Annotated in this window: 12 protein-coding genes, 1 tRNA gene, 2 CRISPR repeat arrays and 1 riboswitch (1 of these 16 running past the window's edge); of the genes, 8 read left to right on the top strand and 5 right to left on the bottom strand. The window is 45.4% G+C overall.

Annotated features, from left to right (window positions below; all coding sequences use genetic code 11):
* Nucleotides 1-187: 187 nt before the first annotated feature.
* A tRNA-Arg gene (locus NSU00_RS12740) sits at nucleotides 188-260 on the top strand.
* 127 nt (nucleotides 261-387) lie between these two features.
* On the opposite strand, the gene NSU00_RS12745 is transcribed toward NSU00_RS12740, so the two are convergent.
* Nucleotides 388-1,923 (bottom strand): response regulator transcription factor, encoded by a 1,536-nt coding sequence (locus tag NSU00_RS12745; RefSeq protein WP_340703756.1) that lies wholly within the window; start codon nucleotides 1,921-1,923, stop codon nucleotides 388-390.
* Between the two features lie 288 nt (nucleotides 1,924-2,211).
* Here NSU00_RS12745 and NSU00_RS12750 point away from each other — a divergent pair, with 288 nt between their 5' ends.
* The 3 genes from NSU00_RS12750 to NSU00_RS12760 are packed head-to-tail and all read left to right on the top strand — an operon-like array spanning nucleotide 2,212 to nucleotide 4,182.
* Entirely contained in the window at nucleotides 2,212-2,814 is a 603-nt protein-coding gene (locus NSU00_RS12750; RefSeq protein ID WP_340703757.1) for a DUF6230 family protein, read from the top strand.
* Nucleotides 2,815-2,838: 24 nt separating this feature from the next.
* On the top strand, nucleotides 2,839-3,261 hold the full coding sequence (locus NSU00_RS12755) for a DUF6114 domain-containing protein (protein WP_013860384.1): 423 nt from the start codon (nucleotides 2,839-2,841) through the stop codon (nucleotides 3,259-3,261).
* 27 nt (nucleotides 3,262-3,288) lie between these two features.
* Nucleotides 3,289-4,182: a hypothetical protein gene (locus NSU00_RS12760; protein WP_258432769.1), complete on the top strand. Its 894-nt coding sequence runs from the start codon at nucleotides 3,289-3,291 to the stop codon at nucleotides 4,180-4,182.
* 22 nt (nucleotides 4,183-4,204) lie between these two features.
* Here NSU00_RS12760 and NSU00_RS12765 read toward each other — a convergent pair whose 3' ends face one another.
* Entirely contained in the window at nucleotides 4,205-5,119 is a 915-nt protein-coding gene (locus NSU00_RS12765; RefSeq protein ID WP_340703758.1) for a DUF1002 domain-containing protein, read from the bottom strand.
* Nucleotides 5,120-5,453: 334 nt separating this feature from the next.
* Here NSU00_RS12765 and NSU00_RS12770 point away from each other — a divergent pair, with 334 nt between their 5' ends.
* Complete coding sequence (locus NSU00_RS12770; protein WP_340703759.1) at nucleotides 5,454-6,305, top strand: MurR/RpiR family transcriptional regulator; 852 nt, start codon at nucleotides 5,454-5,456, stop codon at nucleotides 6,303-6,305.
* Nucleotides 6,306-6,460: 155 nt separating this feature from the next.
* On the opposite strand, the gene NSU00_RS12775 is transcribed toward NSU00_RS12770, so the two are convergent.
* Together NSU00_RS12775 and NSU00_RS12780 are read right to left on the bottom strand one after the other, a co-directional pair.
* Nucleotides 6,461-7,606 (bottom strand): metallophosphoesterase, encoded by a 1,146-nt coding sequence (locus tag NSU00_RS12775; protein ID WP_340703760.1) that lies wholly within the window; start codon nucleotides 7,604-7,606, stop codon nucleotides 6,461-6,463.
* A 227-nt stretch (nucleotides 7,607-7,833) separates the two neighbouring features.
* Nucleotides 7,834-9,135, bottom strand: coding sequence for a cation:dicarboxylate symporter family transporter (locus tag NSU00_RS12780; protein WP_061566115.1), 1,302 nt, complete (start codon nucleotides 9,133-9,135; stop codon nucleotides 7,834-7,836).
* Between the two features lie 204 nt (nucleotides 9,136-9,339).
* A riboswitch (cyclic di-AMP (ydaO/yuaA leader) is annotated at nucleotides 9,340-9,487 on the bottom strand.
* 228 nt (nucleotides 9,488-9,715) lie between these two features.
* Here NSU00_RS12780 and NSU00_RS12785 point away from each other — a divergent pair.
* Complete coding sequence (locus NSU00_RS12785; RefSeq protein ID WP_340703761.1) at nucleotides 9,716-10,336, top strand: histidine phosphatase family protein; 621 nt, start codon at nucleotides 9,716-9,718, stop codon at nucleotides 10,334-10,336.
* A gap of 684 nt (nucleotides 10,337-11,020) precedes the next feature.
* On the top strand, nucleotides 11,021-11,440 hold the full coding sequence (locus NSU00_RS12790; protein WP_013860392.1) for a helix-turn-helix domain-containing protein: 420 nt from the start codon (nucleotides 11,021-11,023) through the stop codon (nucleotides 11,438-11,440).
* Between the two features lie 119 nt (nucleotides 11,441-11,559).
* On the opposite strand, the gene NSU00_RS12795 is transcribed toward NSU00_RS12790, so the two are convergent.
* On the bottom strand, nucleotides 11,560-11,835 hold the full coding sequence (locus NSU00_RS12795; RefSeq protein WP_187287463.1) for a hypothetical protein: 276 nt from the start codon (nucleotides 11,833-11,835) through the stop codon (nucleotides 11,560-11,562).
* A 325-nt stretch (nucleotides 11,836-12,160) separates the two neighbouring features.
* Nucleotides 12,161-12,453: direct repeats of the CRISPR family, unit length 30 nt; unit sequence ATTTAAATACATCCAATGTTAAAGTTCAAC.
* A gap of 152 nt (nucleotides 12,454-12,605) precedes the next feature.
* Here NSU00_RS12795 and NSU00_RS12800 point away from each other — a divergent pair.
* Nucleotides 12,606-13,943: an IS1380 family transposase gene (locus tag NSU00_RS12800; protein WP_340703762.1), complete on the top strand. Its 1,338-nt coding sequence runs from the start codon at nucleotides 12,606-12,608 to the stop codon at nucleotides 13,941-13,943.
* 211 nt (nucleotides 13,944-14,154) lie between these two features.
* Nucleotides 14,155-14,442: direct repeats of the CRISPR family, unit length 30 nt; unit sequence ATTTAAATACATCCAATGTTAAAGTTCAAC; it runs 3,548 nt beyond the window's last position.

Here is a 14,442-nt window from a genome sequence, read left to right on the forward strand (position 1 = left end):
GCCTGGATTCCGCCTGGATTTCTCCGCAATCGTTTTACGGAAAAGTTTATGTACTTGCTTCTTTTAGCGTTTTGCCAATTGAATTGCGGGAAGAACCATGTGTTTTGCTAAAAAGCAGGGGTATTGACACAAAACGGCAGATTCACTATAATATTTAAGGTGACTAGAACGGATATTATAAAGTTACGGCTCCGTAGCTCAGTGGATAGAGCGTCGGTTTCCTAAACCGTGCGTCGGAGGTTCGAGTCCTCTCGGGGCCGCTAAAAGAAGCGCCCGCAAGCCTTTAATAATAAGGGGTTGCGGGCGTTTTGCATTTTTTTCGTGCAAAATGAGTGCATCATTACTTTTCCCTTAAAAAAGTGCGGAGCGGAGGAAAATGAACAAAATTCAATGAATCAGTCCGAGCCGCATTGCTTTTACGGCGGCTTCCGTCCGGTTTCTGGCGTGAAGGCGTTTCATCAGGCTTGAGACATAATCCCGGACCGTATACTCGCTCAAATGCAGCATTTCCGCTGCTTCCGTCGTCGAGGCCCCGTCCGCCAAGAGCTGCAGAATATGGATTTCCCGGGCGGACAACTGGACAAGTTCCGGCTGCTTTTCGTCCCACTGGTTCGCTTTTAAAAACTTGGCCAGCAGTTCACCTGCGCTCTGGCCGAACTTCAACAGCGCTGTAAATGTGCTGCTGTCCACTTCAAAAAACTTTCCAGGCCCCTGGTCCAAAATGGCACCGCCAATTAACACCCCTTCTGACGGCACATAAATCGGGGCGACCACGACCGATTCCAGCTCAAACTCCTTCACATACTGCATCGGAAACTCTTCTGAAGCTTTTGGGATATACAGCGGCTGGAAATGCTGTACCATATTCACCTGCTGCCCCTTTCCTAGCAATATTTTAGAAATGGACGGAAAGCGGTCGATCGTCTCCTTTATATTCCGAATTGCCGTATTGTTAAAATGGTAGCCGAACAGGCCGAATCCCGCCGCATCGCTTTGCGAATAACGGAACAGGGCACAGCGCTCGAACGGCAAATATTGTGCGTAACCGAAAGCGATGTTTTGGATCGCTTCATTTAAATCCTGGGAGCGCATAATCCATTCGTTAAACAAAATGACTGCGTCTTTCCACTGGTCGCCCGCATATACCTTTCCGTTCCGTTCCTCCTCCATCTGCAACAAATGCATCGCATATGTCAAAAACGGGATAGTGGCCGAAACATCCTGGTCGCTCATACAAAAAATCAACGTCTCATTTTTCCACGGCACCGGAAACACATCCCGCCTTTCATCCGGTTTCCGCCGCGGCGTCCGCTTCAGCAGCGCTTCCGACAGCCAGAACCATGAAGGATCCACCCGTTCAAAAAGCCCGCTGTCAATCGCGTTCTCCTCCATCCCGATCACTTTCTTCAGCCGGTATCCCCCGTCCACATGGCTGACCCTTGCAATCCACTCAATCCGGAGCTGTTCGGATTTGGTGAGCTGCTCACAAAATGAATCCATATGAAAAGTTTCCTGTTTGGAAATGAGCAGCATTTCTTCACAAATTTTTGAAAACAGGTACTGGACGGAAGGATGCAAGTGAAAAGACCGGGTCGTGCTTTCTTTTATGGCTTTATGAACAGAATTTTCAATTAGGGTTAAAATAAAAATGAGAACATGCGGTTCCAGCGGGCGGCGGAATTCCTTCACCCATTGCGACCGGATATCGTCAATCAGCGTTTCAACCGATTGCTGGCCGGAACGGAAAAAGGCGACAAAACAATTGAAAGCGAATTCAAAAGCATCCGCGCTGCCTTTATGTGTTTCTCTCAAATACTGCAAAATTTCCGTGCATTCCGCAATAATTTGCTGCTGGTGCGACCGCAAAAGATCTACCCCGTGTTTCATGACCATGTTCATATGCGTATTTAATGACAGCGACACCTTTCTCCCTCCTTCGTCTAAACCCCCTTGCCAGTGTTTTTTCCTATAATATTATCATAATCGGGCCGGGTTTTCGCGTTAAAAATCAAACCGGTTTTCCGATACGATATTTGTAGGCCATAAGCCGTTGAATTCCCTACAATAATAGGAATATATTTTTTTGTCTAAAATGAATAAAATAAAGAAAAATGTAAGCGATACCATTCGGAGAGGAGGAACTTTTCCCACCAAAACATTTTGCATGCCATCTTTTTTAAATGATCAAGTATTAAAGGGGAGGATTGTTACATGAACGAAGGGGCATTAGTCTTACAAGGGAGAACTTCAAAAAAATGGTTTTTTACCGCTCTGCTTTCAGGCCTTATTTTTCTGGGGGGACTTTTAGCGGTACTCGGTATTAACGGGGTTGCCGTTGCAGCAACTGTCGGCGGCATCGGCAAATTCAATGTTTCATTCAAGGAAATGCAAGGTACCGGGTTTAAATTATACGGGAGTTTATATGGGGACCCTTCCAAAGGGCAGGACCATGTCAAGCCGGTCTTTGTCAATGAAATTGATAAAGTGACGATTCAAGACTTGGTTATTAAAAAAGATGTTAAGATTCCAGTTCTCGGCGAGTACCAGGTAAGAATTACGGCAGGCGACGGAAGCACACCTGTACACCTTGACGGGGTAATTCAAAAAGCTGCGCTTGTCCAGGGGGATGCAGTCTTCACCAATATGAATATTTCAGAAAATTATGTCACTTCCGATGACCCTCAAGCTGCTTCAAAGGCATTTACACAAGGGGCAGATACTTTAACGATCAAAGACGGCAGCCTGGATACACATTATCTTTTCCAAAAAGTCGCAAATCTGCCGAACCTCAAAGTGCAGTTTGTCAAAAAATAGGCTTTTCCTCAAGGAGTGATCATAATGGGCAAGTTCCATATGTTTCGCATGAATTTTAGAAACTGGAGAAGAAGTCGGCCATTCTGGGGGGCAACGTTTACGTTGCTCTCCGGGATGATCATTTTATATGTGCCTGTCCAACTTCTTGAAATTGCAGCCGCGCCCGGTAGCATGGTGTCGATCGGCCTTATTTTCGGCGGCTTGATTTTTCTGATCGGCGGAATGGGTTATTTTTTCCCGAAGTTTAATATGGTGTTCGGCATTTTGGCCATTTTCCTGTCTGTCCTTTCCATCATGGGGGCGATGGGCGGATTTTTCATTGGAACCCTGCTCGGTATCATCGGCGGGTCTTTATCTGTTTCATGGCGGGTAATCAGGCAGGAGGAAGTGCCGGCTAGTGTTGGGCCGATGGAAGAAATTGCCGCAGGGAGTGCAGAAGAAAGATAAAGACTATACACAGAAATGGTGAGGCAAGTGAAGAAAACAAAATCTTTCCTATTGACAGCCGCATTTATTGCATTTAATTTTTGCTTTTTTACAAACATTTCAGTGGCTGAATCCCCCGCAACAGACGGCTTCATCATTGAAGCAGACCGCGTGGAAGGCGTGATGCTTCCGCCCGGGATTACAGCAGGCGATACAGCAACGAAACAAAATCAGGTCATGCTCCGCCTGCAGTATGCGGATGTTACCATCTACGGCCTGAAAATCACAAAAGTGCTGCAAACGCCCGGGGGACCGGTGACAATCCATATGAATGCTCCCGGCCCGATCCAATTGAAAAATATGAAGGCCGATGCTACAAAGGTGGACTTTGGCAGCATTTACGTCCCGGAAAAAGCCGGACAGATCGGCATGAAAAACGTCCGCCTTGTTGCCCATCAACAGCTTGCCGACAATGCGGATCTGCCGGGCCTTGACCTTTCGATGGAAACCGGCGCAGCCAATATTGACACTTCCGGTTCCGATGAAGAAACGTTGCGAAAACAGGCCGATCAGCTGACACAACTGCTTAAGGGCGGGACTTCTGATCAAAACAAGGAAGAAAAAAACGGCAAGCCTGTTACGGCTGATAAAGCAAAGGCTGGCACGCAGGATAAAGCGAAAACAGAAACACAGGATACAGAAAAACATCACGATGCGAAAACGGATGGCAAGGTTACGGATCAAAATAAAAATAAAAAACCAGAAAACGCGGATGATACAAAAACAAAGAATGCTGAGGGAACAGAATCGGACAACACTGGCACAAAACCTGCTTCCGGCCAGGAGACGGAAAAGAATGGCACCCCTGCAAAGACTGCTCCCAGCCAGAGCAGCACAGATAAAAATGTTCAACAAAAAGAAGGCAGCAACGCCGGAAATTAGGGGCGCACTGCCTTCTTTGCCATTATTGGAATAATCCCCGGATCGCGTCAAAGATGTTTTGGAAAAAGTCTTTTACGCTTTGCCAAAAATCTTTGTCTCCGGCTGCTTTATTGATCTTATCGCTCAGTTTGTCCGACAAGGAACTCAACTCGCTTTTGACCGAGTCAAAATTGATGTTAAGCTTGCGCATCTGGTCAAATAAATCATACAGCAGCTGGCGGTCGGAATCGCTCAAATTGATGTTTAAATCTTTTAATTTATCATCGACGATTTTTTCAATATCTTCTTTTGTGGCCGGATGCTGGTCCGCAATTTCCTGCTTAATTTCCGTAAGAAGCTGGGTCACTTTTTCATTGCTTAACCCTTCCTTTTTCGCCAGATCCGTCGCAACATTTAATTCCTGGCTGGCCACTTCCGTCCGGTCTGAATCAAGTTTATCCCCGGATTTACTTGAATCGTCGTAAGCTTTATAAATACCGACAAGCGCTGAATGGCCGGTTACTTTGAGCGGAGAAGCCACTTCCACTTCCGCATTTTTAATCCCGGCAGTGAGCAGCGCATTTTTATACATATCCGCTGTCACTTCTGTAATATTCTCCGGTGTGACAATATGCACCTGGACACCGCCGGAATCCGTTCTTGTAATTTTTGCGGATGAGTACATATTCGAATTGCGGTTGCCGTCAGGAATGTAATGGACAAGATCATCACCGGTTACGGTAATCTCTTCCACATTGTTTGCATCGTCCACGCCAAGTTCCTTTTCCACCTCTGCCTTTTGCGAGGCAGAAAGCGCCGCACCGGTTACAACGATCGGTTTCCCGTATTTTTCATCGATCACTGTACTATTATCGCCAGATGCTTTTGCCACCCCGTTCATGCTGAATCCAAGCGCAATCATAGCGATGAACCAAATCAAGCCCAATCTTTTTAGCATTCTTTTTACGCCTCCTTTTTTGAAATGTTGCGGGCTTGCCGCCTGCCATTTCAAAAGATGCCTGCAAATCAGCCCATCGTGATGCATCATTTTTATTATACACGATTGCACCGTCCGTTTTCCCTAAAAATATGATGAGAAAACCCGGGCCTGGTGCGGGGGGATGCAACTGGATTGATTTTTCAGCGGCAGCAAAAGTATCGCCGGTTGCCCCGCTTGCTGGCAAGAGCGAAGAAAACTTGACCCATTCCTTTTATGGCAGCGGTTTCAAAAAGGAAGATTTTATACTAAAATAAAATCAGAAGGTACGACACAACAAGAAAGGTGTTTGAAGATGGGCACACAATTGCAGTCATTCCCGTGTCTTCATAGAATTCAAACGATGTACAGCGAATTTAGCGCAAAAGAACGGAAAATTGCAGACTACATCCTTGAGAACCCGCAGCGTTTGGTCCACAGCACGATCAACCAGGTGGCGGATCAGTTGCTTGTTGCCGATGCGACGGTATTCCGGTTTTGCAAGCGCATCGGTTTCAGCGGATTTCAGGCGTTGAAGATTGCGCTCGCTGCGGAAGCCGCCCGCCCCTGGAAAAATATGGACGAAGCAGTGAAAGATACCGACAATGAAAAAGCGGTTGCCGTAAAAGTGTTTGAATCCAATATCGAGACCTTGCGGGATACGATCCATACATTGAACCAAAAACATTTGCATGGGGCCGTTGAATGGATTTGCCATGCGAAGCATATTGTGTTTTACGGCTGCGGGAGTGCGTCCGTTATTGCCCTTGATGCCCTCGAAAAATTTTTGCAGACGGATTTGGCTGTCACGGCTTATACGGACCCCCATCTGCAGCTGTTGAGCGCGGCAAGATGCACCAAAGAAGATGTGGCGGTTTTCATTTCTCACGCGGGCGCGGACAAAGAGATGCTGAAGTTGCTCCAGGCCGTTCAGAAAACCGGGGCGAAAACGATCGCGATCACGCAATTTGCAAAATCGCCGCTAAGCCAGAAAGCCGATGTCCCTTTATTTACAGTTTCACAAGAAGCAGATTTCCGCTTTTCTTCCTTTTCCGCGCGGATCGTACAGCTTAGCCTCATCGACACCCTGTATGTCAATGTCATGCTGAGATATAAAGATACGAACGAAGAAATTTTACAAAAAGGAAAAGAAACGTACACCGTATGACAGCGCCCCGTTTCCCGGCAAACGGAGCCTGCACGCCCGTTATAATTTTCGCCGCAAATGGTAGAACGCCACGGCTGGAACCCGGTGATGTTAAAATTTGCCCCCTTTTTCCTTCACTTAAATACCCATGCCGCAACAATGGCGGCATGGGCAAATTAGTTTCGGCTATATAAAGTAAACTTGGATCCCAGTACGTTTTTTTGCAGTTCGGCGGTCATCCGGACAATATCCGGATCCGGCCTGACAATGGATTTTGCCTGCTGATTGTGGGTGGCATATACCGGTTTCGCCTCGGATTGCGCCTCCGTCATTTCCCACTTCTCTCCCTTTTTTTCCAAAGTGAGACTGATCACACCGAGATGGCTCCCCCACTTGCCGGGCATCACCGCAGGCACGCCATTGATCGTCCCTTTCCGGATATCGACACCGGGAACGCCTGCAAAAAATTCGCTTGGGAACACCCTGTGCTGATGCCCGAACAGAATGGCATCAATCCCTTTTACCTCGCTTAATAAATATACGGCATCCCCTGTATAAAACGGTTGTTTTGCAGCCGGATCCACACCGCAATGGGCGAGCGCGATGATCAGGTCGGCTCCTTCCGCCTTCATTCTCGGGACAAACCAGGCAGCCGTATGCAGGATGTCCTTTGCTTTGACTTTGCCGCCAAGGCTCGGTTTTTCCCATTCAATGACAGAAGGCGTGACAAACCCAATGACCCCGATTTTCAAATGATGAGAATGCCCGTGCCGGTCTTCCACTTTTTTATTCAAAATCACATAGGGTTTAAAAAATTTTTGGTCATCTGTATCATTTTTTTCGAAATTATAGTATATATTGGCATTCACAAACGGAAACTTCGCTCCGCTGATCGTCTGTTTCAAAAAATCAAGTCCGTAATGAAAATCATGATTGCCCACGGTCGCCGCATCGTAATTTAAATGGTTCATCACACGAATAAACGGGTGAATTTCCCCCTTTTTTAACGGGCGCCGGGCAGCATAAGCAGCCATTTCACTCCCTTCGAGCAAGTCCCCGTCATCAAACAGCATCGTATTTTTTGCCGCTTTCCTCTCCGCTGCAATGAGTGAAGCCGTGAGGGCAAGCCCGTAAGTCTCCGCCTCAGTGCGCGCGGCATAATCATAATTCAGCATATAGCCGTGCAAATCCGATGTCTCCAGCAAACGCAAATCGACAGTGGCCCGTTTCGGCTGAAACCAAAAAGCCGCATCCGCATGTTCCGTCCGGGGAAAAAGAGCGAGGGACAGTACCGCTGCCCACAGCAGCATTTTTTTGCCCATCTTTATCCCTCCAAAAATCAATACATGCTGTGAATAGTTTGTGCTCCGGGGTGCTCATTATTGCAGCCCGGCCGGTAACAATCCTTGGAAACAGAGGCACAATTTTTTCGGGCCCATGCAAAAAGGGGACACTGCCGGTGATCTTTCAACGGACAGAACATTCGCAAACAAAAAAGGCGCCCCGCCCCTGTTCCGGCAGTGCACCTTCTTTAACTTCATAGCTGATTTTAAGATTCCGTTACATATTTGTGATCTTTGGAATCGTGCCCGCCGCCGCTGATTTCAGCAAGGTACGCTTCCCCTTTTTCTTTGTCATATTTTCCTTCCCATTTTGACACAATAATGGTTGCCAGTGTATTCCCAACGACATTGCAGACTGTTCTTGCCATATCCAGAATACGGTCAATCCCGGCAATAAATGCAAGGCCTTCAATCGGAATGCCGACCGTTCCCAGCGTCGCCAAAAGCACGACGAATGAAACCCCCGGAACACCGGCAATGCCTTTTGACGTGACCATCAGCACGAGCACCAGAGAAATTTGCGCACCGATGGACATATGAATCCCATACATTTGCGCAATAAACAGCGCCGCCAGCGACTGGTACAAGGTCGAGCCGTCCAGGTTGAAAGAATATCCGGTCGGAATCACCAGTGTGGTGATCGATTTCGGGCAACCGAATTTTTCCATTTTCTCCATGAGCCTTGGCAGCACCGCTTCTGAGCTTGCAGTGGAATAGGCAAGGATCAATTCGTCTTTCAGGATCTTGAAGAGATTGAAAATATTTACACGGAAAAGCCAGCCAATCAGGCCAAGCACGACAACCACAAAGAAAATAATTGTGCCGTAAACCGTGAAAACAAGCTTGCTCAGCGGGATCAATGACTTGAGGCCGAATTGCGCAACCGTTACGCCAATAAGGCCGAATACACCGATCGGGGCCACTTTCATGACCAAATTGGTGACATAAAACATCGCTTCACTGACACCCTGGAAAAAGCGGAGCACCGGTTTTCCTTTTTCCCCGATGGCTGCCACCCCGATCCCGAACATGACAGAGAAGAAAATGATTGGAAGCATGTTCCCTTGTGAAAGGGATTCAAACAAGTTCGTCGGCACAATATTTAAGATCGTATCGACTATGCCATTGTGCTGCGTCTCTTTCGTTGTTTCCACATAACTGCTGATCGATGTTTTTGCCAGCGAACCCATATCCACCCCTGTACCCGGATGGAACAAGTTTCCGGCCAGCAGCCCGACTACAATTGCAATGGTCGTGACAATTTCAAAATAGATTAATGCTTTCAGGCCGAGCTTTCCAACCTGCTTCATATCTCCTGCACCGGCAACACCGACAATCAGGCTTGAAACGACAATCGGGATCACAATCATTTTAATCAAGCGCAAAAAGAAATCGCCAAACGGCTGGAGAATATGGGCCACGGTGTCATTTCCGTGAAAAATGCCGCCGATCGCAATACCGAGAATCAGGCCGATAAAAATCTGCCAGGCTAAACTCACTCTTTTCATGTAGGTCCCTCCCAGATGCCAATATTTTTTCAAAAAGCGCAGTACGCAAGCTGCATACCGGATTGTTTGTAAAACTCAAATTGCAGATACCACCGGTTTCCGGATTTCCATGTGGAAACCGAATTTGCGGATGAAAAAAAACCACGAAAGAGAGAAATTCCTTCGCAGCATTTTTGCTTAAAAGGCGTGTCCAAAAAACACACGCAGTTCTCTCCAGACGCTTACGAGGTTAGCTGACGGATTAGGGAATAAAGAGTTTCCCTACCTTTCAATGAAAGGTTTCACCCCTGGTGCCCAAAGCACCCGTTGGTTCCCCCGTTTACATAAACATGTAATTGAGCGATGATATGAAGTTTTTAAAAGATAAAAAACAACTCATCCTTCTCCAATGTTTTAGCGTCCTTTGCCATTATATAATATTTTAATATAATATAGCAAATAAATTTTTTTATAGCGAGAGGCCGGACGCATTCGCGTTGCATAGCCGGCATCAATTTGCTGGTCATCCGCGGGAGATAGCATTCCACGCTTCAATTTGCTAAAATAAAACCAGTCGATACTTTGTGAAAAGAGGTACATTATGACACTTTTTTATTTTGTGCGCCATGGCCAGACAGAATGGAACGCCGACCGGAACAGATATTGCGGGAGAAGCGATATCGGTTTGTCTGAGACCGGCGTGCGGCAGGCGAAACTGGCGGCAGGATTTTTAAAGGACATTCCGTTTGATGTGGTTTACGCATCAACATTGGGCCGTGCTGTCCGTACGGCAGAAATTCTCGTGAAGGGGCGGAATTTGGAAATACACCAGGATCCGCGTCTTGTCGAAACGGACTTCGGTGCCTGGGAAGGAGAACGGCAGGAAGACTTTTCCGTAAACTATGCGGATAATTGGGAGGCATGGCTACAAGATCCGGGCGCGACACATGCGGGTTATACGGGGGAAACGGCCGTCCAAGTCTATAACCGTGTCCGTGCCTGTATCAATGAGCTGGTGGAAAAACATCCGGAGGAAACCGTCCTTGTTGTGGCCCACAGCATGGCAATCCGCTTTTTCGTCGCCGGAACACTGGAAGTCCCGTTTAAAAATTACCGGATGATCCCGCAAGACAACACGGGCATTACAATTTACAAAGAGGCACCGGAAAACGCCGGATTTCTGGCCATTAATCTCAATACGCATTTATATGCAATAAAATGAGGGTTAGACATTTTCAGAATAACGATTGCCCATTGCTACAGGAACCCAGCCCATGCCGGTTGAATAACGGAACCGGCATGGGCTGGGTTATTTGAAAATGAACGTAAGCCATGATGCGTTTTTATAATTTGTTTCATCAAAAATCCGGGACAAGATTGGTGCATGAACCCGTAGGAAATGGAAATTTTACAAAGGCATGCAGCTGCCCTGCCTGCTTGAGGGGTTGCGATCTCTGGTCTCGGCAAGAAGACTGGCCGCTTTGCCCGGACTCCTCTTTGCACGCGAAAGCTGGTTCATGGCAAGCCAGAAACGGATTTGTTCATCAACAATGTGGATTAATGATGATGGAATGGCAGGGATCATTGGCCCGCCATTTTTATATGAAAGCGTTTACAATTTGAAAAGGGGTTAAAACCGCACCGTTTTCATGCTAAACTGGAAGGGAGACTGTAAAAATAGAGCCTGGAGACCGTATTACTCTTACTTTGAATTTGGGAACTGCAAGTAAGAATCATGAGAAAATAGGGGGGTATTTTTTGCTGAAGCTCTATTTTCTTCGTGTCTCCGGCTCTTTGTCAACTTTGTACAGACACTCATCAACAAAATAATTTCTATACACTTATATTATACACAATTATTTTGGAAGTCAACCATTTTTTTGATTTTTTTTAAGGAGCAGTAGCGATGGCCGATCACGGGAATGAAAACATGGATAACGTTAAAGCAATATTCGCAGCCCGTTTGAAAAAAGTGCGGGCAGCTCAAGGCTACAGCCAGCCTGAACTTGCGAAAAGGGTCGGGGTAAGCGACCGGAACATTTCGAACTACGAAACTGGATACAGTTTTCCTTCTATTAAGGTGTTATACCGGATTTCGCAAGTGTTAAAAGTATCCATTGATTATCTTTTAGGCCTTACCAACCATGTGGGCCTGAAGACAAATGAAGCGGTCAGTAATCCGGAAAAGAAACTGCTTGAGACGTTGAGCCATGAACCGGATTTATATCAAATGATGCTGAAAGATCCTGAGAAAATGGCAAGCCGGATTTATCAGACTTGGAATTTGATCAGGGAACTGGACGATGAGGATGACAGAAATACATAATCGGGGGCTGCTAAATAAGCAAAAGCCCTGGACCCGGTTCTGGGGACTATAAAAACAAGGGCAATTTCACAAAGAGGGTTTGTCACTGCTGCCTGCACGATCTGCGCCTCTTTTTGGATTTAAAGAAAAAAGAAGGCGGCATCAACCAGTTTTGCGGCTGAGCGAACCAGAGATAAAGCTTTGTCTGGTTCGCTCAGCAAGCCTTCAATGGGAAAAACTTTAAAATCTTTTTTGGGCAGGGCTGCTTGCTTCTGTTTTATTATTCCTGCAGGCGGGACTTGGGCTCTTTTCTTTCTGGCCAGGCAGCTGCATACAAGGCTGCATGGAACAGTAGGAACCGGAATTATTACCGGCAGCACTTCTGGCAGCAAAAAGAGTACGATGCGGTACACCAAACGATGTTTCCCAAAAAAGTGGAAAACGCGGGTCCTCTCCGATTCGCATGCATCAGATACACCCGGTTTAATCATTTATCTTGTGTTTTTGCTCGCTTCCCTTTCCGATTTTTTCTTAACATGGAGAGAGCACAGCAGCCGATTGAAAACAGAACAATAACCAACATCCCCGCCAGTCGTAGCTGTTACCGGCGGAGATGTCGGCTTAGGTGTTGCCGGCAATATAAACCTAAGGTGGACCCCATCGTCAAGACACAAATTTAAAATTTTTGTCTTGACGATGGGGTCCACCTTAGAAAGCGAACGAAGAAAATAAATCAAAGTAATTTAAATACATCCAATGTTAAAGTTCAACTATTGATTTTGGCCTTTTGCGCGGGAAAGAATACGATTTAAATACATCCAATGTTAAAGTTCAACTCTATTTGAAGCCGGCCTGATCCCGAATACAACGGAATTTAAATACATCCAATGTTAAAGTTCAACAAAAGCAGCAAAAGGGGCTACAGTCACTTTTAACGGATTTAAATACATCCAATGTTAAAGTTCAACGAAATTGGAAAAAATCCTTTGGAAAAGAGGTTTTTAATTTAAATACATCCAATGTTAAAGTTCAACAGGTTATATGGCCCATGGTTTTGGGCGGATAAATAATTTAAATACACCTGAATCCGTGACGAAATTTTCATTCAATCTCGAAAAACCCGCATGAAATCTAGTATAATATGGACAGAGTTCCATTTTAACCAATTCCACAATCAGGTGATTTCATGAAAAAGTTTATTATAGAAGCTACGAATGAACGAATTACTGCCCAAGCAGGATTAGCTATTGTAGGAAACCTACTAAATCAGACAAATTTAGATTCAAAGTTAAATGCCTATAAATTACCAAATATTCCTCGTAACCCTGAATATTCAAATGGTGATGTTGCCAAATCTTATATCGGCCTGCTTTGCCAGGGCAAAAGTGATTTTGACAGTATTGAAACCTTCCGTGATGATGCCTTTTTTCAATTTGCTCTGGATATAAAAGGGGCCCCTTCCAGCCCAACTTTAAGGCAGCGCCTTGATCAGGCGGCTTTGACAAAAAAGTGGAAAGAGGTTCTGCTTGAAGAATCGCTGGATTTGATCCGCCGAACCAATGCTAAAATTAGCCCCATTTACGCCAAAGAAAAAGCTTATATTCCGGTTGACATGGATGTTTCACCATTTGACAATTCCAAAACAAAAAAGGAAGGTGTCGAAAGAACCTATAAAGGCTGTGACGGCTATGCCCCCATGTTCGCCTATATCGGACAGGAAGGTTACTGCCTAAATGTTGAAATGCGAAAAGGAAACGTGCATTGCCAAAAAGGGACACCGGATTTTATTAGAGACACCCTTCCGTTTGCCAAAAAACTGACAGACAAACCTTTGCTTTTCAGGCTTGATTCCGGAAACGACAGCCGGGATAACCTCATCATCTTTCTGGAAAACGAGACAGACTTTATTATCAAACGCAATCCTCGCAAAGAAAAAGCGGAGGACTGGCTTGAAATCGCTCAAAAATACGGCATGTGCTGCGAAGAACGAGAAGGAAAGAAAGTCTACCTTGGATCCATCCCCGTAACCTTTCAGGTGAAAGGGGAAGAGCGAACCATCCGGAAAGTGTTCAAAGTGATCGAAAGATCGATCTCAAGGGACGGTCAAATTTTTTTGATACCGGAATATGAATTTGAAACCTACTGGACGACCTTGGATGTTCCGGCTCATGTGGTAGTCTCACTCTATCACGACCATGGTACATGCGAACAGTTCCATAGTGAAATTAAATCAGAGCTGGATTTGGAACGCCTGCCATCCGGAAAATATGAAACGAACGAACTCATTCTTCATTTTGGTATTTTTGCTTACAATTTACTTCGTATGATCGGACAGGAAAGCTTGAAAGAACAGGATACACCTCTTAAAAAGAAAGTGAAAAGAAGAAGAATCCGAACTGTCATACAGAACATGATTACCTTGGCTTCAAAACTTGTTCACCAAGGAAGGCAGTGGAAGCTAAAAATAAGTTCAACCAACAAATGGCTTCCAGTTTTCGGACGCCTCTACTATGCCTTTTTCTAATCAGGCATGAACCAGTACCAATACATTGCCGTAAAACTTGCAAAAAAATGGAAGTGGCAAGTTTATTTGTTGTGCCTGGAAAATCACCTGAACAGCTTTTTCAAAGATTGAAAACAAGAAAACTACTGTTTAACAAATAATCAGTCACTTACCGGAAGGCTGCACAATGAAATCTACCTATTAATGCCGCAAATTAGGTTTTTGTCACGGATTCAGGATACATCCAATGTTAAAGTTCAACGTACAATCCTATTCATGCAGGCGTAGATTCCTGGTGATTTAAATACATCCAATGTTAAAGTTCAACGCATCATGGTGTGTTTTGGAATCATGAAGAGAAATCCATTTAAATACATCCAATGTTAAAGTTCAACATCAAAGGCAAAAAGGATACGAAAAATGAGGAATATTTAAATACATCCAATGTTAAAGTTCAACAATTTTCGGGCAAGCCGCTTAATACGGCGGTGAATATTTAAATACATCCAATGTTAAAGTT

Origin of the sequence: Weizmannia sp. FSL W8-0401 (assembly GCF_038009125.1) — a bacterium.
In the GTDB taxonomy this organism is placed as follows: domain Bacteria; phylum Bacillota; class Bacilli; order Bacillales; family Bacillaceae_C; genus Weizmannia; species Weizmannia coagulans.

Bases quoted from the DNA above. Each gene is read 5' to 3' on its own strand.
- NSU00_RS12750 (WP_340703757.1), top strand. From the start codon at position 2,212: ATGAACGAAGGGGCATTAGTCTTACAAGGGAGAACTTCAAAAAAATGG.
- NSU00_RS12755 (WP_013860384.1), top strand. From the start codon at position 2,839: ATGGGCAAGTTCCATATGTTTCGCATGAATTTTAGAAACTGGAGAAGA.
- NSU00_RS12765 (WP_340703758.1), bottom strand. From the start codon at position 5,119: ATGCTAAAAAGATTGGGCTTGATTTGGTTCATCGCTATGATTGCGCTT.
- NSU00_RS12770 (WP_340703759.1), top strand. From the start codon at position 5,454: ATGGGCACACAATTGCAGTCATTCCCGTGTCTTCATAGAATTCAAACG.
- NSU00_RS12775 (WP_340703760.1), bottom strand. From the start codon at position 7,606: ATGGGCAAAAAAATGCTGCTGTGGGCAGCGGTACTGTCCCTCGCTCTT.
- NSU00_RS12780 (WP_061566115.1), bottom strand. From the start codon at position 9,135: ATGAAAAGAGTGAGTTTAGCCTGGCAGATTTTTATCGGCCTGATTCTC.
- NSU00_RS12785 (WP_340703761.1), top strand. From the start codon at position 9,716: ATGACACTTTTTTATTTTGTGCGCCATGGCCAGACAGAATGGAACGCC.
- NSU00_RS12790 (WP_013860392.1), top strand. From the start codon at position 11,021: ATGGCCGATCACGGGAATGAAAACATGGATAACGTTAAAGCAATATTC.
- NSU00_RS12800 (WP_340703762.1), top strand. From the start codon at position 12,606: ATGAAAAAGTTTATTATAGAAGCTACGAATGAACGAATTACTGCCCAA.